At 65.5% G+C, this 19,413-nt stretch carries 16 protein-coding genes; 10 read left to right on the top strand and 6 right to left on the bottom strand.

Annotated features, from left to right (window positions below):
* Nucleotide 1: 1 nt before the first annotated feature.
* A complete protein-coding gene (gene pta / locus QMG52_RS15005) occupies nucleotides 2-2,143 on the bottom strand; it encodes a phosphate acetyltransferase (RefSeq protein ID WP_283561208.1) in 2,142 nt (713 codons plus the stop codon).
* 206 nt (nucleotides 2,144-2,349) lie between these two features.
* On the bottom strand, nucleotides 2,350-3,426 hold the full coding sequence (locus QMG52_RS15000) for an Rv2578c family radical SAM protein (protein ID WP_283561207.1): 1,077 nt from the start codon (nucleotides 3,424-3,426) through the stop codon (nucleotides 2,350-2,352).
* A gap of 177 nt (nucleotides 3,427-3,603) precedes the next feature.
* Here QMG52_RS15000 and QMG52_RS14995 point away from each other — a divergent pair, with 177 nt between their 5' ends.
* Nucleotides 3,604-5,112, top strand: coding sequence for a long-chain-fatty-acid--CoA ligase (locus tag QMG52_RS14995; RefSeq protein WP_283561206.1), 1,509 nt, complete (start codon nucleotides 3,604-3,606; stop codon nucleotides 5,110-5,112).
* Between the two features lie 12 nt (nucleotides 5,113-5,124).
* Here the strand turns inward: QMG52_RS14995 and QMG52_RS14990 are convergent, their stop codons facing one another.
* Both QMG52_RS14990 and QMG52_RS14985 read right to left on the bottom strand, forming a co-directional pair.
* Entirely contained in the window at nucleotides 5,125-5,760 is a 636-nt protein-coding gene (locus QMG52_RS14990) for an NUDIX hydrolase (RefSeq protein ID WP_283561205.1), read from the bottom strand.
* 6 nt (nucleotides 5,761-5,766) lie between these two features.
* Nucleotides 5,767-6,384 carry a TetR/AcrR family transcriptional regulator gene (locus QMG52_RS14985; protein WP_283561204.1) on the bottom strand — a complete coding sequence of 206 codons (618 nt, stop codon included), beginning with the start codon at nucleotides 6,382-6,384 and terminating at the stop codon, nucleotides 5,767-5,769.
* Nucleotides 6,385-6,777: 393 nt separating this feature from the next.
* Here QMG52_RS14985 and QMG52_RS14980 point away from each other — a divergent pair, with 393 nt between their 5' ends.
* The 9 genes from QMG52_RS14980 (at nucleotide 6,778) to QMG52_RS14940 (ending at nucleotide 18,133) form a co-directional block, all read left to right on the top strand.
* Nucleotides 6,778-8,346 carry an ABC transporter substrate-binding protein gene (locus QMG52_RS14980; protein ID WP_283561203.1) on the top strand — a complete coding sequence of 523 codons (1,569 nt, stop codon included), beginning with the start codon at nucleotides 6,778-6,780 and terminating at the stop codon, nucleotides 8,344-8,346.
* Nucleotides 8,343-9,389: an ABC transporter permease gene (locus QMG52_RS14975; protein WP_349361732.1), complete on the top strand. Its 1,047-nt coding sequence runs from the start codon at nucleotides 8,343-8,345 to the stop codon at nucleotides 9,387-9,389. The genes QMG52_RS14980 and QMG52_RS14975 overlap by 4 nt, the downstream gene beginning before the upstream one ends.
* Nucleotides 9,386-10,285, top strand: coding sequence for an ABC transporter permease (locus tag QMG52_RS14970; RefSeq protein ID WP_283561202.1), 900 nt, complete (start codon nucleotides 9,386-9,388; stop codon nucleotides 10,283-10,285). Before QMG52_RS14975 ends, QMG52_RS14970 begins: the two co-directional genes overlap by 4 nt.
* Nucleotides 10,282-12,126 (top strand): ABC transporter ATP-binding protein, encoded by a 1,845-nt coding sequence (locus QMG52_RS14965; protein WP_283561201.1) that lies wholly within the window; start codon nucleotides 10,282-10,284, stop codon nucleotides 12,124-12,126. The genes QMG52_RS14970 and QMG52_RS14965 overlap by 4 nt, the downstream gene beginning before the upstream one ends.
* A 23-nt stretch (nucleotides 12,127-12,149) precedes the next feature.
* Nucleotides 12,150-12,971: an SDR family oxidoreductase gene (locus QMG52_RS14960; RefSeq protein ID WP_283561200.1), complete on the top strand. Its 822-nt coding sequence runs from the start codon at nucleotides 12,150-12,152 to the stop codon at nucleotides 12,969-12,971.
* Nucleotides 12,971-15,052, top strand: coding sequence for an acetate--CoA ligase family protein (locus QMG52_RS14955; RefSeq protein WP_283561199.1), 2,082 nt, complete (start codon nucleotides 12,971-12,973; stop codon nucleotides 15,050-15,052). The genes QMG52_RS14960 and QMG52_RS14955 overlap by 1 nt, the downstream gene beginning before the upstream one ends.
* Nucleotides 15,053-15,141: 89 nt before the next feature.
* Nucleotides 15,142-16,302 carry an acyl-CoA dehydrogenase family protein gene (locus QMG52_RS14950; RefSeq protein WP_283561198.1) on the top strand — a complete coding sequence of 387 codons (1,161 nt, stop codon included), beginning with the start codon at nucleotides 15,142-15,144 and terminating at the stop codon, nucleotides 16,300-16,302.
* A complete protein-coding gene (locus QMG52_RS14945) occupies nucleotides 16,299-17,066 on the top strand; it encodes an enoyl-CoA hydratase/isomerase family protein (RefSeq protein WP_283561197.1) in 768 nt (255 codons plus the stop codon). The genes QMG52_RS14950 and QMG52_RS14945 overlap by 4 nt, the downstream gene beginning before the upstream one ends.
* Before the next feature lie 74 nt (nucleotides 17,067-17,140).
* On the top strand, nucleotides 17,141-18,133 hold the full coding sequence (locus QMG52_RS14940; RefSeq protein WP_283561196.1) for an alpha/beta fold hydrolase: 993 nt from the start codon (nucleotides 17,141-17,143) through the stop codon (nucleotides 18,131-18,133).
* Here QMG52_RS14940 and QMG52_RS14935 read toward each other — a convergent pair.
* Together QMG52_RS14935 and QMG52_RS14930 are read right to left on the bottom strand one after the other, a co-directional pair.
* Nucleotides 18,126-18,815 carry an SIMPL domain-containing protein gene (locus tag QMG52_RS14935; RefSeq protein WP_283561195.1) on the bottom strand — a complete coding sequence of 230 codons (690 nt, stop codon included), beginning with the start codon at nucleotides 18,813-18,815 and terminating at the stop codon, nucleotides 18,126-18,128. The genes QMG52_RS14940 and QMG52_RS14935 overlap by 8 nt on opposite strands.
* Entirely contained in the window at nucleotides 18,812-19,279 is a 468-nt protein-coding gene (locus tag QMG52_RS14930; RefSeq protein ID WP_283561194.1) for a hypothetical protein, read from the bottom strand. Before QMG52_RS14930 ends, QMG52_RS14935 begins: the two co-directional genes overlap by 4 nt.
* Between the last annotated feature and the right edge of the window lie 134 nt (nucleotides 19,280-19,413).

The following is a 19,413-nucleotide window of genomic DNA, read 5'->3' as shown; positions in this document are numbered from 1 at the left end:
GTCAGCCCGCCTGTCTTTGGGTGGGTTCCTGAACGGTGTGGGCCGGCTCAGCGCGGGTGTGCGCCGTGTCCTGGGCGGTGTGTGCCTGAACGACGGTAATGGCGACGGTATTGACGATGTCTTCCACGGTGCAGCCGCGGGACAGGTCATTGACGGGCTTGTTCAGCCCCTGCAGAATGGGCCCGACGGCGACGGCGCCGGCGGATTGCTGCACCGCCTTGTACGTATTGTTTCCCGTGTTCAGGTCAGGGAAGATGAACACCGTCGCCTGCCCGGCCACCGTCGAGCCCGGCATTTTTGAAGCCGCGATGGAAACGTTGACGGCGGCGTCGTACTGGATAGGTCCCTCCACCGGGAGGTCCGGGCGACGGCCGCGGACGAGCTCCGTGGCGCGGCGGACGCTTTCGACTGCGCCCCCGGCGCCGGATTCGCCGGTTGAGTAGGAGAGCATCGCGATCCGGGGCTGCACGCCGAACTGCGCCGCCGTGCCGGCCGAGGCAATGGCGATGTCCGCCAGCTGCTCCTCGTTCGGCTCCGGGTTCACCGCGCAGTCGCCGTAGACCAGCACCCGGTCCGGCAACAGCATCAGGAAGACAGAAGAGACGATCCGCACCCCCGCACGGGTCTTGACGAACTCCAAGGCTGGGCGGATCGTGTTGGCCGTGGTGTGCGCAGCGCCGGAGACCATGCCGTCGGCCTTGCCAAGCTGCACCATCATGGTGCCAAAGTATGAGCCATCCAGCATAGTGTCCCGCGCCGCAGCCAGCTCCACGTTTTTGTGCGCCCTGAGCCGCGCGTATTCAACGGCGAACTGTTCCCGCAGCGGGCTGTGCGCGGGGTCAACGATCGTTATGCCGGTCAGATCGATTCCCCGGGATACGGCGAGTTCGCGGATCTGTGCCGCCGGCCCCAGCAGCGTCAGGTCGCAGACATCGCGGCGGCGCAGGATCTCGGCCGCGTGCAGCACGCGCACGTCCGAGCCTTCGGGCAGCACAATATGCCGCCGCTGGGAACGGGCCCTCTCGATTAGGTCGTGCAGGAACCGCAGCGGCGTCATCCGCGCCGGACGCGGCAAGGAGAGCCGCTCCAGCAGTTCGGACTCATCCACCGCCTTAGCCCACGCGCCCAGCGCAGCGGCCGCCTTCCGCCGTTCCCCGGTGGCGATCTCGCCGCGGACCCTGCCGACCCGTTGAGCCGTCCGATAGGTGTCGTCCGGAACCGTGAAAACCGGAAACGGAGCCTGTGCCAGCAACGGCCGGATGTGTTCGTCCGGTGCCAGCCCGCCGGTGAGGACAAGGGCCGAGGGAACGGCCAGCCCGGGGGAGAGCGCGGATGCCAGCGTGGCGACGATGATGTCCGCCCGGTCACCCGGGGTGATCACCAGGTCGCCGTCGAGCAGGACATGCAGAAAATTAGCCACGCTCATCGCAGCGACCTTAATGCCGTTGACGTCGCGTTCCAGATTGTCGGTCCCGGCAACCTGGATAGCCGCAAGCGTGCTCACGACGGCGGCGACGGTAGGTCGGGAGAGTTCCTCCAGTTCCGGGATTGCATAGACCGGGCGGTGTGATTTTCCCGGGCGGACGGCGGAGATGATGTCCGAAAGGGCACTGCCGTCCGCCCGGTTGACCATCATGGCCAGCAGCGAACACCCCGCGGCGTCGAGCTCCCGCCGGGCCACATCGACGGCATCGGCAGCCTGCGCCGGTGCCAGATCACGGGCGCTCACCACGGCTACAACCAGGCAGCCTAGGTTGTTCGCAAGCCGGGCATTCAAGTCAAACTCGACGGCGGCGTCCTGTCCGATCAGATCCGTGCCCTCGACGATAATGACATCGCAGTGCCGGGCCAATTCGGAATAGATCGCAACGCAGGCAGAGTCGATCTCCTCGCGCTTTCCAGCCACCAACAGCCCCCGGGCCTGGGTGTCGGTCAGCCCTCCGCGGCACCGAGACGCGTCGAGCCTGAAACTGCGGCGCATCAGCGAAACCATCGGATCCTGATCCGGGTCGGCGACCTGCACAATTGGCCGGAAAAACCCGATTCTGTCCGCGTGCCGGTGCAGCATATCCGCCAGCCCCAGCGTGATCAGAGACTTTCCCGATCCCGGGGATGTGGCGCTGACGTAGATTCCATGGCTCATAGGTTCTCCTGCATCGCTCACTTCACACGGCTGCTCAGCACGATGGGCTGCCGGTTCCTACGCTACCGGTAGCGCGGCCCTGCCGTCTGTGGATAGGTGGACGGCCCCCGGTGGACGGCCCCCGGTGGACGGCCCCCGGTGGACGGCCCCCTGGGAAGTGCGGCGCTTTGAGAATGGCGCCGGCCGTTAGAACAAACCGGCATGCTTCAGAACAGCGTGGGCTCCGCTGCTGCCGGGGAATCCTTCCGCCCGAACCGCACAGTCTTATCTTCCGGTAGACTGCCGGCCGGATAGCGTGACTCCTCGGTCCGGGCGTCGTGGATGAAACCATCTGTACCGGTAAAGCCGTGACGGGCCTTGAAATAGTTGATCCTGCCCGCCAGCCACTGCCGATAGTCTTTCTGTGCGTAGGGGCCGGTTGAATAGAGCCGGCGGTACCGTCCCACCAGCGCAGGGTGTTCCCTGGCCAGCCACTGCATGAACCACTCCCGTGTTCCGGGGCGCAGATACAACGCCCCGGCGCTGACCCCCGTGGCGCCCGCCGTGGCCAGTGCGCCGAACAGCGCGTCCAGGGCCTGATCTGAATCGGTAAGCCACGGGATGATCGGCATCGCCATCACGCCGCATGGCAGCCCGGCCTCGCGCAGTCTGCTGATCAGGGCCAGCCGTGCCCGCGGGGACGGCGTGCCAGGCTCCAGCGTGTGTGCCAATGCCTCATCCGTGAGGGCCAGCGAGATCCCCATCCCGATAGAGACCTGCTGCCCCGCAGCCTTGAGCAAAGGGATGTCGCGTCCCAGCAAGGTGCCCTTGGTGAGGATGGAAAACGGCGTCCCGGAATCGGTCAGTGCGTTGATGATTTCGGGCATGAGTTTGTACCTGCCCTCGGCGCGCTGATATGGATCCGTGTTGGTGCCCAGCGCTACATGCTGGCGGCACCAGGTGGATTTTGCCAGTTCCTTGCGCAATATCTCACCGGCGTTGATTTTCACGACCACTTGACTGTCAAAATCCATACCCGCATCAAAGTCAAGATAGGTATGGCTTTTCCGCGCGAAACAATACACACACGCGTGCGAGCATCCACGGTAGGGGTTCACTGTCCAGCTGAACGGCATTTTGGAGCCGGCGGCAACTTTGTTGAGCACGGATTTGGATACCACTTCGTGGAAGGTAATGCCGGCAAAATCCGGAGTGGATACGGTCCGGACCAGGCCCGCCAACGGCAGCAATGCCGGGACGGCCGCTGTCTTTTCCGGTGCCAACTCCTGGGTTTCCCAACGCATGCCTCTAGTCGAACATACTTTCGACCCAAGTGCAAGGGTCGTCCCGCTGCTCTGTGCCCGGAGCGCCGCGGGGGTGCTGCCCTCCCGGGGGCTGGACAGCTAGGTTAGCGTGAGAACATGCAGCGACGCGGTTCCTACCCGGCGTCGCCGTCGCCCCGTCGAGCAAAGGAGCCCGCGATGTCCAATCTGGCCACCATTTTGACCAAGTCCGCACAGTCCAATCCAGCCGGTATTGCGGTCAAGATGGACGACGTCGAGATCAGCTATGCGGCGATGGACGCGTTGAGCAGGAAGGTAGCCGGCCTGCTTCAGGACCGCGGTCTGGCACCGGGCGACAGAGTTGCGTTGATCAGCCCGAACCTGCCGCTGATGCCCTCGATCTACTACGGCATTTTGCGGTTCGGCGCCATCGTGGTCCCGCTGAATCCGCTGCTGAAGTCCAGGGAGGTTCAGTACCATCTGACCGATTCCGGAGCCAAGATCGCCTTCGCCTGGGACGGCGTCCTCGGTGAGGTGGGCCCCGGGGCGGAGGCTGCCGGGGCGGACGTGATTTTGATCAATGCCGACCTGATGGGCCTTCTGGGAGCGGTCGAATCCGTGGATGAAACGGCCGCAGCGGCACCTGATGACACCGCCGTCATCCTTTACACCTCCGGCACCACGGGCCGGCCAAAGGGAGCCGAGCTCACGCACGAGAACCTGCGCAGCAACGCCGAATGTTCCACCGGCCTGTTCGGCGCGCAGATCAACGACGTGATATTCGGCGGCCTGCCGTTCTTCCACGTCTTCGGCCAGACCTGCGCACTGAACTCAGCGGTCATGACCGGCTGCATGGTGACCATCCTGCCAAAATTCGATCCGGTCAAGGCCCTGGAAATCATCCAACGGGACAAGGTCACCATCTTCGAGGGCGTTCCCACCATGTACATCGCGTTGCTGCGCGCCCGCGCAGCCGAGGGCAACCGGGACAGGTTTGACGTCTCCAGCCTGCGCGTGGCAGCGTCCGGCGGATCCGCGCTTCCGTTGGAGGTGCTGCACGAATTTGAGCGGACCTTCGCCGCCACGTTGCTGGAGGGCTACGGCCTTTCCGAGACGTCGCCGGTGGTGTGCTTCAACCAGCTGGACGGGATCCGGAAGCCCGGTTCGATCGGCACGGCGGTCCGCGGAGCCCAGCTGCGGGTGGTCGACGAGGACGGACACGACGTCGATGCCGGGACCGTGGGAGAACTCGCCGTCGCCGGCGCTTACGTCATGAAGGGCTATTGGAACAACCCGGAGGCCACCGCGGCCGCCATCCCGGACGGTTGGTTCCGCACCGGAGATCTGGCCCGGATGGACGAGGACAAGGTGTTCTACATCGTGGACCGGAAGAAGGACATGATCTTGCGCGGCGGGTACAACGTCTACCCCCGTGAGGTCGAGGAGGTGCTGTACGAACATCCCGCGGTGGCGGAGGCCGCCGTCGTCGGGCGCCCCGATGACGTCCACGGTGAGGAGATCATCGCCGTCGTCGCTCTGAAGGAGAACGCAGAGGGGGCCGAGGATCCGGAACGCCTGGCGGCTCAGATCCAAGATTTCGTTAAGGACAGGATCGCGGCCTACAAATACCCGCGGAAAGTCCTCATTGTGGATGCCCTGCCGAAGGGCCCGACCGGCAAGATCCTCAAACGCGAAATCAAGGCCTGAGCCCGCGGCGGATCACCGCGAGGTGAAGCCCGGTTCGGTGAGGTTCTGCACCCGCAGCGGCCTGCCGCGCAGGGCCACTTCAGCGAATTGCCAGAGTATGGCGCCGGTGGGAGCGTGTACCACCATGTCGTGCCGCAGCGGCAGCTGCAGCAGGCTGCCGCTGCCTCGGACAGATTTCCAACGTGGCACGCCCGGGGCGGTCAGGGCGGCCAACGGCAGGGGGTGCAGCGAGGCCACCTCCGCAGGGCTCCGGCGCGGCCGCTGAGGACCCTCCAGCACGACAACGACGGGAGTGATGACAATGCCCCGGCTGGCGTAGAAATCATCCAGCAGGCCGACCACGTGGCCCGCCGCAGCATTCAATCCGGTTTCCTCGGCCAGTTCGCGCAGACCCGTTTCGACGATGTCCTCTCCCGGGTCCATCCGTCCGCCGGGCAGCGCCCACTGGCCCGCGTTCGAGCCACGCGGTACGCGTTTAATCATCAGAAAATGCGGTGCGCCGGAGATCTCGTAGATGGCGATGGTGACGGCTGCCCGGGGAACATCCGGCTGATTCGTGACCGCATTACGGGTCCAACCGCTGAGCCTGGCGCGGAGCGAGGCGCGGAGCTCTTCGAAAGCGCTCTCTGCCGGCTTGTCAGTGATCACGGCCGTTCAGACGGGGCTCGGAGTCAGTGCCAGTTCTTTGTCCACGATGGACACCAGCATGTTCCGCATGACATCGACGCTCATGCCCGGGGCTCCGGTAAGGATTTTGATGGCGGCCCCGTCCGTGGCGGAGGTCAGCAGCCGGGCGAAAACCACCGGATCCACGTCGCGGAAAATGCCCTGGCGTTGACCCCGCCGGACGATGCTGACAACGGCATCCATCCAGCGAGCATAAAAGTCGTTGTGCACCGGTCTCAGGTCAAGGTTCAGGCATGTTTCAGACCAGAATTGAAGCCAGATCGACCATTCGTTGCGGATCTGCACGCCCGATGGAAGCTGCATTTCGATCAGGGCGAGCAGGCGCTTACGGGCGTTGTCTATCTGGCGGAGGATGCTCCCTTGCCGTTCGAAGGCCTGGTCAACGCAATAGCGCAACGCTTCGCGCAGCACATCATCCTTGCCCGGAAAGTAATAGTGGATGGTACCCGTGCTGGTGCCGCATATCCGTGCAACGTCCTGGACCCGGACGTGATGATACCCGCGTTCGGCTATCAGCTGCCACGCGGCTTCCAGGATGGCCGTGCGCCGGTCCTGACTTCCACGGGATTCAGGGGCTTCGTTCATCGCGGTTCCTTCGGTGTTCATCGTCAGTCTTCATCGTCAGTCTTCATCTTCAGCGTTCGTCTCCGGTGTTCATCTTCTGCGATCACGGAGGTTCGGTGAGCGCGAAGAGCAAAACCGGGTTCCTAAACTATAGCGTTCTCGTCTGATTGACGCATCAGTCAGACCTTAAAGGATTTTTCCCGTGTGCTATCCGCGTGCTGCTTATGGTCGTTGTTTCATCTGACACCAATCATGACTCCCCAGTCCCGCTTGACTGGGTGAATTTCTGGACAACCAGCGTTTCGTGCTTGACAGGGTGTGACGTCAGGCACAAAGCTAGGGTCATGACCGACGCGTCAGTCAGACGCTTTAGTTTCCGGAATTCTTCCTTCACCGCCGCAGGAGGCGCAGCCAATGACCGTCCACCGTCGTCCCAGGAGTCTTCGAACACTAACCGCCATGGCTCTGGCGGCCTCGCTGATGGGGCTTGCCGGCTGTTCCTCGGCTGGCACCCCCGCTGCGGATGCCGGTGCAGCATCCAGCCCGAGGGCCGGGGGCACCCTTCGAGTGGGGATAGTCGGAGGATCGGCGAAGGACAGCCTGGATGCGCACTCGCCTGTTACGCACCCGGACGAGGCACGGGCCATTCAGCTGTATGACACACTCGCCAGTTACGACGTCGACCACAAAATCCAGATGTCGCTGGCCGACAAGATCACGCCGTCGGCCGATGCGAAGACCTGGACCGTCCACCTGCGCGATGGCCTGAAATTCAGTAACGGGAAGCCGATTACGGCCGACGACGTCATCTTCACCTTCCAGCGCATCACGGATCCCAAGAATCCCATGGCGGGCGCAACGGCCCTGTCCGGGCTGGAGCGGGACGCCATGAAGGCACCCGACCCGCAGACCATCGTCTTTCCCTTCGCCACCGCGTTCGCGACCTTTCCCGACATTGTGACGCAATACAACGCCGGCATCGTTCCGGTCGGATACGACCCGAAGAATCCGGTCAGTTCCGGCCCGTTCATGACCGAAAGTTTTACGCCGGGCCAGCAGAGCACGTTCGTGAAGAACCCGCATTACTGGCGTGCTGGGCAGCCCTATCTGGACAAGGTCACCATCATCGACTTCCCCGACGACACGGCCCGGGTCAACGCCCTGCTTGGTGGCCAGGTGGACGCCATTGACCAGCTGCCGCTGGGCCAAGTCAACGTCGTCAAGGCCAACCCGCAGCTAAAGGTGCTGGAATCGGCCACCGGTTCCTGGCTGCCCTTCACGATGCGCGTGGACCAGGCGCCCTTCAATGATCCGAAGGTCCGCGAGGCGTTCCGGCTCATCGTAGACCGCCAGCAGATGGTCGAGCAGGTCCTGGGCGGCCACGGCACCGTCGGCAACGACATGTACGCACCCTTCGACGCGTGCTTCCCCCAGGACGTGCCGCAGCGCAATCAGGACATCGCCAAGGCTAAAGAGCTGCTGGCCGAGGCCGGTAAATCCAACCTCAGCGTCGATCTGGTGACTTCCGCCGCCGCTGCCGGACTTGTCGAGGCGGCACAGGTCTTCGCCCAGCAGGCCAAGGCGGCCGGTGTAACCATCAACGTCAAAAAGGTCGATCCCGGCGAATTTTACGGCGACCAGTACCTGAAGTGGACTTTCTCCCAGGACTTCTGGTTTACCCGGGACTACCTGCCCCAGACCGCAGCCTCCGGCTTCAGCACCTCCCCCTACAACGAGACACACTGGGATGATAAGCAGTGGACCGACCTGGTCAACCAGGCCAACGCCACGACGGACCAGGCCACCCGCTGCGGGATCATCCAGAAAGCCGAGCAGATTGAGTTCGACCGCGGCGGCTACATCATCTGGGGCTTCCCGAACAGCGTCGACGCCTATTCCTCGACCGTCAGCCGGTTCACCCCGGACAAGAGCGGCATTCCGCTGACGTCCTTCACCTTCCGCAACGTCTGGTTGAATAAGTGACGCTTTCAAAAATGGTGGCCCAGACCAAAACGACGGCCGAGACAGCTTCGTCCGGCCGGCCAACAACGGAAAACCGGAAACGAACCGGGGGGATGCGACGGCTGCTGCTGCGGCGGTCCATGTTCGGCCTGTTCACTCTGTGGGTCGTTTCCCTTGTCGTCTTCCTCGCCACACAGGCACTTCCGGGGGACGCGGCCCAGGCCATCCTGGGCCGGGAGGCGACCCCGGAGCGGCTGGCCGCACTGCGGGCACAACTCCACCTCGGCGGCTCCCTTCCCGAGCAGTACATCAGCTGGCTGGGACACCTGGTCACCTTCGATCTGGGCAATTCGCTGGCGGGCGGCAAGCCGGTGGTCCAGGTTATAGCGCCGATGCTCCTCAATTCAGGCGTGCTGATGCTTGGCTCTGCCGTCATCGCCATTCCGCTGGCCATCGTCATCGGAACCTGGAGCGCGCTGAAGAAGGACACCGTGGTGGACCATGTAACCGGCGTTGTCACCCTGGTCCTGGCCTCCCTGCCGGAATTCGTGGTCGGAGTGCTGCTGGTACTGCTGCTGGCCACTGGCTTCCTGCACCTTTTCCCGGCGGTCTTCGTCCTCATTCCAGGAGAGCAGGTCTGGAGCAACCCAGCGCAGCTGGTGCTGCCGGTGCTGACCCTGGTCCTCGCCGTATCCCCCTACATCATCCGGATCATGCGCGCCACCACGCTGGAGGTCCTGGAGAGCCAGTACGTTCAGCAGGCACGGCTGAAGGGCCTGCCGGAGCGGACCGTGATCTGGCGACACGCTATCCCCAACGCCATCGGCCCGGTCGCCCAAGTTGTTGCCCTGCAGCTGGCGTGGCTGATCGGCGGCGTGGTGATCGTGGAATATCTCTTCCGTTTCCCGGGTATCGGCTTCCAGCTGATCGACGCCGTAACCAACCGGGACCTGCCGGTGGTCCAGATCCTGGTTATGGCCATCGCCCTCTTCTACGTCGTCGTCAATCTCCTCGCCGACGTCGTGACGCTGGCTGCCAACCCGAAAGTAAGGACGGCCCAATGAGCAACGGCACCCCCACTGAGGCCATCACCAAAACCGGTGCCGCGGCCAAGGTCCAACGCAAACCGGGGCTGTTGCGTCGGTCCCTGAAGTCCAGGCGCACGGTCATCGGCCTGGCCCTGACCATCCTCGTCCTCGCGCTGGCGTTCCTGGGACCCTACATGGCGCCACATTCACCCACCGAGTTCGTTGCCGCACCATTCTCCCCGGCCGGCACCGGAGGGCCTTTCGGGACCGACAACCTTGGCCGGGATGTGCTGTCCCGGTTCCTGGCCGGCGGCCAGACATTGATGATTCTGGCCGTGGTGGCCACATCCCTGGGCGTCGGGCTCGGCGCCCTGGTGGGTGTGCTCGCGGCGTACCGCCGCGGCTGGCTGGACGAAGCACTGATGCGCACCGGCGATGTGGCCCTGGCGTTTCCACAGATCGTGCTTGCCCTGCTCTTCCTGTCCATCATCGGCCCGCAGCTGTGGCTGCTGGTGCTCATGGTCGGACTCGGCCACCTGCCGCGCGTGGCAAGGGTCGTGCGCGGGGCGGCACTGTCCGTCGTCGAACGCGATTTCGTCAAGGCCGCGGAATCAGTGGGCATCCCGCGCTGGCGGATCATGGTCAAGGAGATTGTGCCCAACATCAGCAGCACCCTGGCGGTGGAATTCGGCCTGCGGCTGACCTACTCGATCGGACTGGTGGCCGGGCTGAGCTTCCTGGGTCTGGGCCTGCAGCCGCCCACGCCGGACTGGGGCCTGATGATCAATGAAAACCGTATAGCGCTGACCATCTCGCCGTGGTCGGTGGCGCTGCCCGTCATCGCCATCGCCCTGCTGACCGTCGGCACCAACCTGGTGACGGACGGCCTGGCGAAAGCCGCCATCGGCAGCGACCAAGGAGTCAAAGAATGAGCACCAGCACACCCACCCTGACGGTGGAGGACCTGAAAATCATCGGCGTCCCGTCGATGGCGGCCATCATCGATGAGCTGTCCGTGGAGGTCCGTCCCGGTGAGATCCTCGGCGTCGTTGGCGAGTCAGGCTCCGGAAAGACCACCCTGGGGCTGGCGCTGCTGAATTACTGCAAGGAGGGGACCAGGGTCAACGGCGGCTCCGTCAGCGTGGGGGAGAAGGACCTGGCGGGCCTGAACTGGCGCCAGGTGCGCGAACTGCGCGGGCGCACTGTTGCCTACATTCCGCAGTCGCCGGCGTCCGCCCTCAACCCGGCGCTGCGCATCCGCACCCAGCTCACCGAATGCCTGGCCGGAAGCTCCGCGGCTGGGCTGGCCCGGGTGCGGGAGGTGCTGCGGGAAGTGGCGCTTCCGGACGACGATGCGTTCCTGGCCCGCTATCCGCACCAGCTCTCCGGCGGTCAGCAGCAGCGCATAGCCATCGCGATGGCCTTCACCGCCCGGCCGGCGCTGATAGTGATGGACGAGCCCACCACGGGACTGGACGTCAGCACCCAGGAGCATGTGCTGGAAACGGTCCGCTCGATGTGCAGGACGTACGACTGCGCCGCCGTATACATTAGCCATGACATGGCCGTGGTTGCCGAGCTGGCGGACCGGATAGCCGTGATGTATTCGGGCCGGATCGTTGAGATCGGGAGCACCGCGGACGTACTGGCCAGCCCCGCGCATCCCTACACCGCACGGCTGCTGCTGGCCGTGCCGGACCTGGAAGCCAAGCGGCCGATGGTCGGCATTCCCGGTAACGCACCCTCACCCCTGGCCCGGCCGGCGGGCTGCGCCTTCGCGCCCAGATGTCCGCTCGCCGATGACGGCTGCACGGTGGCTCCGCCCGGCGTCACCGACGTGGGGGAGCGCCACAGCGTGCGCTGCTTCAAAGCGGATGAGGCTCTGCCGCCGATCCACGCGCAGCACTCCCGTGCCCGTTCAGGCCGGGACGGCGCGGCGCGGCCTGTCGTGCAGATCAGCGGACTGAAGGCAGGCTACGGGGACAACACAGTGCTGGCGAACATCGATTTGTCCGTCTATGCCGGGGATTGCCTGGCGCTCCTGGGTGAATCCGGTTCCGGCAAGACCACGTTGAGCCGCTGCATCGCCGGCCTGCATCACAATTTCACCGGCGGGCTGCTGCTGGACGGTGTGCCGTTGGCGGCCAGCAGCTTTAAGCGGACGAAGGAGGAACGCCGCCGGATCCAGTACATCTTCCAGAACCCGTACGAGTCCCTTAATCCGCGACGCACCGTGGAGGAACTGATCCTGCAGCCGGTGACCGCCGTGCGCGGCAGGGTCAGGAATTCACGCGAGATTGTCGCCACTGCCCTGGAACGGGCGTCGCTGCGTCCGGACCACGCACAGCGCTACCCCGACCAGCTCAGCGGCGGCGAACGCCAGCGCGTGGCCATTGCCAGGGCCCTGGCGACCGAGCCGGACGTCCTCGTCTGTGACGAGATCACCTCGGCGCTGGACGTTTCGGTGCAGTCCTCACTGGTGGACCTGCTGCGGAGGCTCCAGGCGGACATGGGTCTGACACTGCTGTTCATTACGCACAACCTCGCTCTGGTGCGCAACATTGCCCAACAGGTGGCCGTGCTGGAACAAGGGCGGATCGTGGAATTCGGCGACGTCGCCCAGGTCTTTGCAGATCCGCAGCATGACTACACACGCGCGCTGATGCGGGCTACACCGAACTTCCAGCTTCCCGGACGGCTGTCTACAGCGCCGGGGGAGCCGCAGGCCGAGACCGATGCCTCCGGCCGCGGCCTCCGGGTGCGGGCACTGTGAACGGCGCGGTCAGCATGCCGGCAGTGAAACCGGCAGCAGAACCGGCGCTGCGGCCCAGCTTCCATCCCGAGGCGCTCGCGGGCAGGATCGCGCTGCTCACCGGCGGCGGTACCGGAATCGGACGGGCCACGGCTCTTTCGATGGCACGCACCGGAGCCAAAGTGGTGTTGGCGGGACGGCGCGAGGCGCTGCTGAAGGAAACTGCGGAGCTGGTCCGCCAGGGGGGCGGTGAGGCCCGGATAGTGGCCGGCGACATCCGGGAACCGGAGCAGGTGACGGAGCTGGTCGATCAGGCGCTGGCCGCGTTCGGCCGGATCGACATTCTGGTCAACAACGCTGGCGGGCAATTCCAGGCCCCCGCCGAGGAGATCAGCGTGAACGGCTGGCGGGCCGTCCACCGGCTGTCCGTGGAGGCAGTCTGGAACGTCACCCGGGAGGTGGCCACGCGCAGCATGATTCCGAACCGGAGCGGTCTGGTGGTTTTTATGGCCTTCTCGCCGCGCCGGGGCATTCCCGGCATGGTGCACGCGACCGCGGCCCGCGCCGCCGTCGAAAATCTGGCGTCCGGGCTGGCTCTGGAATGGAGCCGCTACGGCATCCGCTCCGTGGCAGTGGCTCCGGGCAGCATCGTCAGCGAAGGCCTTGACCAATATGCCGCCGAGGCGCGGCGCGAGTGGGAACAAGGCGTCCCGCTCGGCCGGCTTGGCCAGCCGGAGGACGTCGCGGACGTCATTACCTTCCTGTCCACCGACGCCGCACGCTATATCACCGGTACCACCATAACCATTGACGGCGGGGCCGATGCCTGGGGGACCGGGCGCCCCGTCCCAGCAAAGGAGCTCTGATGACGATTACCCTGGACGCAACCAGCCGGTCCGGCCCTGCCGCCGGCAGTCTGGCTGCCCTCTTTTCGCCCAACGCCGTTGCCATCATCGGAGCCAGTGACGACACGCGCAAGTACGGCAACTGGATTGCGGTTCAGGCGCTGAAGGGCGACAGACCCGTCCATCTGGTAAACCGCACCCGGGCGACCGTCCTGGGTAGAGCTGCGGTGCGCAGCGCTGTCTCAGTCGGCAGTCCGATTGACCTGGCCGTCATCGCCGTCCCGGCTGCCGGCTTTGAGGAAGCCGTTGACGACGCGCTCGCCGCCGGAGCCCGTGCCATCGTGGGCATCAGCGCGGGACTCGGTGAGGCCGGGGAGGAAGGCCGCCGGCTGGAGGAGCGGATTACGGCGAAGGTGCGGGCGGCCGGAGCCCGGATGCTGGGGCCCAACTGCCTCGGCGTGCTGGACCATGGCAGCGGACTGACCCTGGCCTCCAATGAATTCCCGGTGGGCAGCATCGGGGTGATTTCGCAGAGCGGCAATATGGCGCTGGAACTGGCCACGTTACTGGTGGACCATGGCCTGGGTGTCTCACGCTTCGCCAGCCTCGGAAATCAGGCGGACCTGGACGCCGCGGATCTGATCGAAGCCTACGCCGGGCATGAGGGGACGGCCGCGATAGCGGTCTACTGCGAGGATTTCCATGACGGGCGGCGCTTCGCCCGCGCCGCGGCCCGTGCCGCAGCGGCGGGCAAACCCGTCGTGCTGTTGACGGTCGGTGCTACCGATGCTTCGGTCCGAAATGCCAAGTCCCACACCGGCGCCATGGTGTCCTCCGGCATCGTGGTGGACGCGGCCTGCCGGGCCGCAGGCATTGAACAGGTTTCATCTCCGGCGCAGATGGCCCACCTGCTGCAGGCACTGGTGCGCAGCCGGGTGCCCCGCGGCGGACGGACGGCCGTGTTCGCCGACGGCGGCGGTCAAGCCTCGGTGGCCAGTGACTGCGCCGCGGCGCAGGGCCTGGAAGTTGCCGAGTTTCCCGCGGAGCTGCAGGCGGCGGTGGCCGCCGAGCTGCCCGCAACGGCGGCCGTGAGCAACCCGGTGGATGTTGCCGGTGGCGGCGAGCAGGACATCATGTGTTTCCCCCGCGTGCTGGAGCAATTGACGGCGAGCCCGGCTGTGGATGCCACCCTGATGAGCGGCTATTTTGGCGGCTACGGCAGCTACGGCCCGGAACTTGCGGCCAGGGAGATCGAGGCCGCGCGTGCCATGGCCGCTTCGACGGCGGCCTGCGGCGGCACCGTGGTGGTGCAGACGATGAACTGGCAGTCGGCCGGTGCCGACGCGCTGCGGGAAGGCGGGGTTCCCGTTTACCGCGGCATTGAGGAAGCCGCTTGGGTGCTGGGCCGCCTGGCACGGCGTCAGGCGGAGCCGGCTACCGGGATTCCGCTGCTGCCGGCCGCAGCCACACCGGTGCGGGACACCGGCTACTACCCGTCGCGGGCACTGCTCGCCGGCGCGGGAATTCCTTTTATTCCGGCCGCCGAGGTGTCCACCGAGGAGGAGTTGCTCGGCGCTGCGGCCGGATTGAGCTACCCCCTGGTGCTCAAGGCTTTGGGTGATGACCACAAGTCCGACCGCGGCGGCGTCATCCTCAATATAGCGGACGAGCCCGGACTCCTGACCGCGTGGCGTGACGTCACGGCACGCCTCGCGCCGCCGTCGTGCTCCGTTGAACAAATGGCTGATCTGTCCGGCGCCGTCGAACTGCTGGTCGGCATCCGCCGCGACCCACGCTTCGGCCCGATCGTGCTGGTCGGCTTGGGAGGGGTGTTCGCGGAAATCCTGCGCGATGTCCGGTGCGCGCTCGGCCCGGTATCAGTGCCACAGGCCCGGGACCTGCTGCTTTCGCTGCGCGGGGCGGCCCTGCTGACCGGCGCCCGCGGCCGGGCCCCGGTGGATCTGGACGCCGCGGCGGACGTCGTCGCCCGGCTTTCGGAGCTGGCCGCCGCGCACCCGGAGATCGCCGAAATCGAGTGCAATCCCGTTGCCGCGATGCCCGGCGGCGCCCTGGCCTTGGACGCACGCATCGTCCTCGGCTGATTCCACCCGGACACCCCCTCCGGCAGCACGCCGTCCATTTATTCCCATTAGTACCCACCCTCAGAGAAAGCGGACCCATGGACTTCCAGATGACCCCACGCCAGATCGAGCTGAAGCAGCGCGCCGCCGCGTGGACCAACGAAATGATGCAGTATGAACTCGACTGCGAAATGAATAACGGGCTCTCCGATGACCAGCACGCCAAGGTCAAGCAGCTGATCCTCAATCACGGACTGGCCGCCATCAACATGCCCGAGGAATGGGGCGGGGCCGGGCTGAACGTACTGGAGCACGCGATAGTTTCCGAAGAGGTCGGCAAGCTGACCGGGGCGCTCTGGGACACCATGTGGCGCCCGGCCAACGCTTTGAAGGCCTGCACCCCGGCGCAGCGCGAGGAATACCTGATCCCGGAAATCCGCGGTGAACGGCGCGACGCCGTGGCGATTACCGAACCCGAGGCGGGTTCGGATCCACAGAACATCCGAACCACCGCTGTCAAGGACGGGGATTCGTACCTGATCAACGGGGAAAAGCTGTTCGTGACCATCGGAGATGTGGCTGACTTCATTCTGCTGCTGGCCAGCGTGGACGGTGCTCCGACGATGTTCCTGGTCGACAAGAACCTGCCCGGCGTCTCGGTCAAGAGGGTGCCCCGCTACACCCACACCTTCGTCTATGAGCACCCCGAATTCATCTTTGAGGACGTGCGCGTTGGTGCGGACAAGATCCTCGGCGCGATAGGCCAAGGCTATGAGCTGACCCGGGACTGGTTTGTGGAGGAGCGCCTGATGATCGCGGCCCGTACCATCGGAGCCGCGGAGCGGGCCACCCTGCTGGCCGCGGAGTGGGCCAAGGAGCGCGTACAGTTCGGCAAGCCGATCATCGATTTCCAGCTGATCCAGAACATGCTGGCCAAGAACACCGTGGACATCATGACCAACCGGGTGCTGACGTACCAGGTGGCATGGGAGGCGGACCAGGGCATGGACCGCAAGCTGCTCAACGCAAAGGCCGCCGTCATCAAGCTCGGTGCCTCGGAAGCATCCAATCGCTGCGTGGACAATGCCCTGCAGATCTTCGGCGGACGCGGCTACATGCGGGAAAATCCGGTCGAACGGCTGTGGCGGGAATTGCGTGTGGACCGGATCTGGGAGGGCACCTCGGAGATCCAGACAATCATTATTGGCAACGAAATCAACAAGCGCGGAGCCGAGGGCCTGCTCAGGTACGCTGGAGCCGTGCCGCAGTGACCCAGCCGCACCCCACCGGGCTGTACGGCGAGGAGCCGGCGGAGCCGCTGGTCCAGGTGCAGGACCACGGCAAAGTGGTGGTCCTGCAGCTGAACCGACCGGCCAAAATGAATGCCCTCTCCACCGCCTTGGAGCAGGCGCTGTTGGACCTGCTGCGGACACCGGCTGTCGCCTCCGCCGGGGCCATCGTGTTCACCGGTTCCGCGCGGGCCTTCTCCGCCGGAGCCGATACGTCGGAGCTGCCGGACATGACGCCGGAGCGGATCGCGGCTTATTACCGGGGCAGCGGCTCGCTGTATGACGTCGTCTCCCGGCTGCCGCAGGCCACCGTCGCCGCAGTGTCCGGCTACTGTCTGGGCGCCGGGTTCGAGCTGGCGCTGGCCTGCGACGTCCGGATTGCCGACGAATCGGCCCGGTTCGGCCTGCCTGAGGTGGGGCTGGGCATCCTGCCCAGCTCCGGTGGCCTGACCCGGCTGGTCCGTGCCGTTGGTCCGGCCATCACGAGGGAAATCATTCTCTTCGGTGAACGGTTCCCGGCCGCAGAGGCACACCGGCTCGGATTGGTCCGTGAGGTTGTCCCGGCCGGGGAGGCCCTTGCCGTGGCGGTGGAACGCGCGGCCTTCCTGGCCGGGCAGCCCGCCATGGCCCTGGCCTGGACCAAGGCCGCCATCGACGCCGCCGTCGAATCCTCCGCCGCATCATCGCTGCTCATAGAGCAACTGGCCTATGCCGCGCTTAACCGCGTCGACGGCGAGTGCTGCTGAGGCGCAGGGTGGAAAGCGAATGTCGGGGCGCAGGAGCGGCCGCGGCTTTTACGAGTACGAATGAGAGGAACGGCATGGAGATTCTGCAGGAAGAGGTCGCACCCGCCGTGCTGCAGCAGGGCTTTGATCCGCTTGGCCCGACCGTGCGCAGCACCGTCGTTGGCTCCGGCCGTACCGTCAATTTCATCGATGAGGGACGGCCAGACTGGCAGCCCTTGCTTTTTCTAGGCGGAGCGGGAACTACAGTACGGGCGTTCCGGCTGATGGAGTTCGCTCGGTCATTCCGGGAGCAGCTGCGGATTCGGATCATTTCCGTGGAGCGCAACGGGCTCGGACAAACGCCCTTCGATCCCGCCGTCGGCTTCGTCGAATATGGGGCGGACGTCTGGTCGCTGTTGGATTCGCTGGACATCGGTCCGGTCTCTGTCGTCGCCATTTCCGGTGGCGGCCCCTACGCTGCCTGGTTTGCTGCCGAATGGCCGGAACGGGTGAGATCGCTCCATCTGGCCTGTGCCTACGCGGAGAATGGCGATGCCGGGGCGGTACCCTTCAACGCAGAGAAGATCGCGGAGGATCCGGCGGATTGGTGGCGTTTTCCTGCGAACAGCCCGGTTCACCGAGTTCCAGGTTTCGATGACTCGGTGATTGAAGAAGCAACCCGAGGAGTCTTCGCCCGGGGCAGGGATGTGTCTCCGCAAGGTCTGAGCCAGGCCTTTGAGCTGTGCGGGAACACGCCGCTGCCTGATCTGAGCCGCGTGGACGCGCCCGTTTTTACCTACTGGGGCAGCGCGGATCCGGCAGTTCCATTGGCCCAGCTGGAGCGCTGGCGGGCGGCGCTTCCCAACGTCGTGAAGAATCGGATCTATCAGCATGAGGGACATGACGTGCAGTATCGGCACTGGGACCAGATCCTGGCCGATGTGGCATTTCTCGGCGCCCGGGTGGTCGTCAGCGTGTCCGGCAAAACGCTGTTGGCTGCACCGGAACACGCCGCGGACATGCTGGCAGCAGGCGGAGAGGTTGGGTTGGCAGCGTGGTCGCAGACGGGACCACCGCCGCTCAGATAAGTTCCCAGCTCACCGTGACGGCTGCCTCGACGGTCGACTCCCCAGCCTCCAGCGGAATTGCCTCCGTGTTCAGTGCGCGCGCCATAACGGGCACAGGGGACGGCCCGACGGCGGCCGGTTCACCTTCGGTGATGATGAGCACGGGGCCGATGGTGCGGCCGGCCAGGGCGGCAAAATGTTCCGCCTTCGATGCGGCATCAGCCCAGGCCAGTTCTCGCGCCCGCGCCGCGGCCTGCGCGGGATCGGACACGGATGGCTGCAGGCCGTTCAGGCGCACGTCATTGCCGCCGGCTTCCACCGTGGCCACGATGACGTCCTGGGCACTTTGGTCTCGGGCGTTTGTCCGGTAGTCGAGCCGTACCGCGAAGGAGCTGCTGACCAGGTAACCGCTGACAACGTTCCCTGCGCCCTCCTGCCAGTTCGTTTCGGCGCGGACATTCAGGGCGCTGCTGGTGGTATCGTCCGCCGCAACGCCCAACGTCTGCAGCCGCCGCAGGATGGCCTGCACAGCGGTCGCCGCACCGGCGTAGGCAGCCGGCACCGTGTCCCGCCGGGTTTCGATGCCGATGCTGATTGTCAGCTTGTCGGGAACCTGGCTGCAGGCCCCGCGTCCGGTCACGGTCACCTGTGGAGCGCCGTCGTCCGCAGGTACGGGCGGGGACTGCTGTTGGTTCGGGATCATCGGACTACCTCGGTTTCTGTGCCGCGGAAACGGTCGATGGTGGGTCGGAAACGGGCGATGGTGGGGTGGCGCTGGTAGCCTCCGGCGTCCAGCCCAGCCTGGCGTTCAAACGGGTTGCGGCTGCCCGGCTCCCCAGTGCGCCAGAGCGACCAGAGGGCGCCGAGACCGTAAAGCGGGAGGAAGGGCAGACCGAGGCAGCAGGCATATTGGGTGCAGTGCCGCGCCTCGTGTCCCAGCAGCCGAGGCTGGGCGTCAATGAAGCAGCGGTTAGCGCGATAGAACACCACGTTGCCGACGGTAAACGCGCCCGCGGTCGGCAAGAGGGGCCGGTAACCGGTGGCGAAGACCAAGCCGTCGGGTCCGGGCTGCAGCTGTGTCCGCGTGAGCCGGGCCAGCAATATGCCCAGCGGCGTAGACAAGTTAAGCAGGTTCACCGCCATCCGCAGCCGCTGCCAGCCGGTCATGGTTGCAGTCCACCCATTATGGTTACAGGCCACCCATCATGGTTACAGTCCACCCATCATGGTTACATCGTAGCCGGGTCGCGGATCTGTCCGTAGCTGGTGCTCCCGGCCGCGATTCGGCTCCGCCCCGGTTC

The sequence above is a fragment of the Paenarthrobacter sp. PH39-S1 genome (assembly GCF_030063245.1).
In the GTDB taxonomy this organism is placed as follows: domain Bacteria; phylum Actinomycetota; class Actinomycetes; order Actinomycetales; family Micrococcaceae; genus Arthrobacter_M.
The sequence above is the reverse complement of the archived record's forward strand: the minus strand, read 5'-3'. Positions and strand labels throughout refer to the sequence as shown.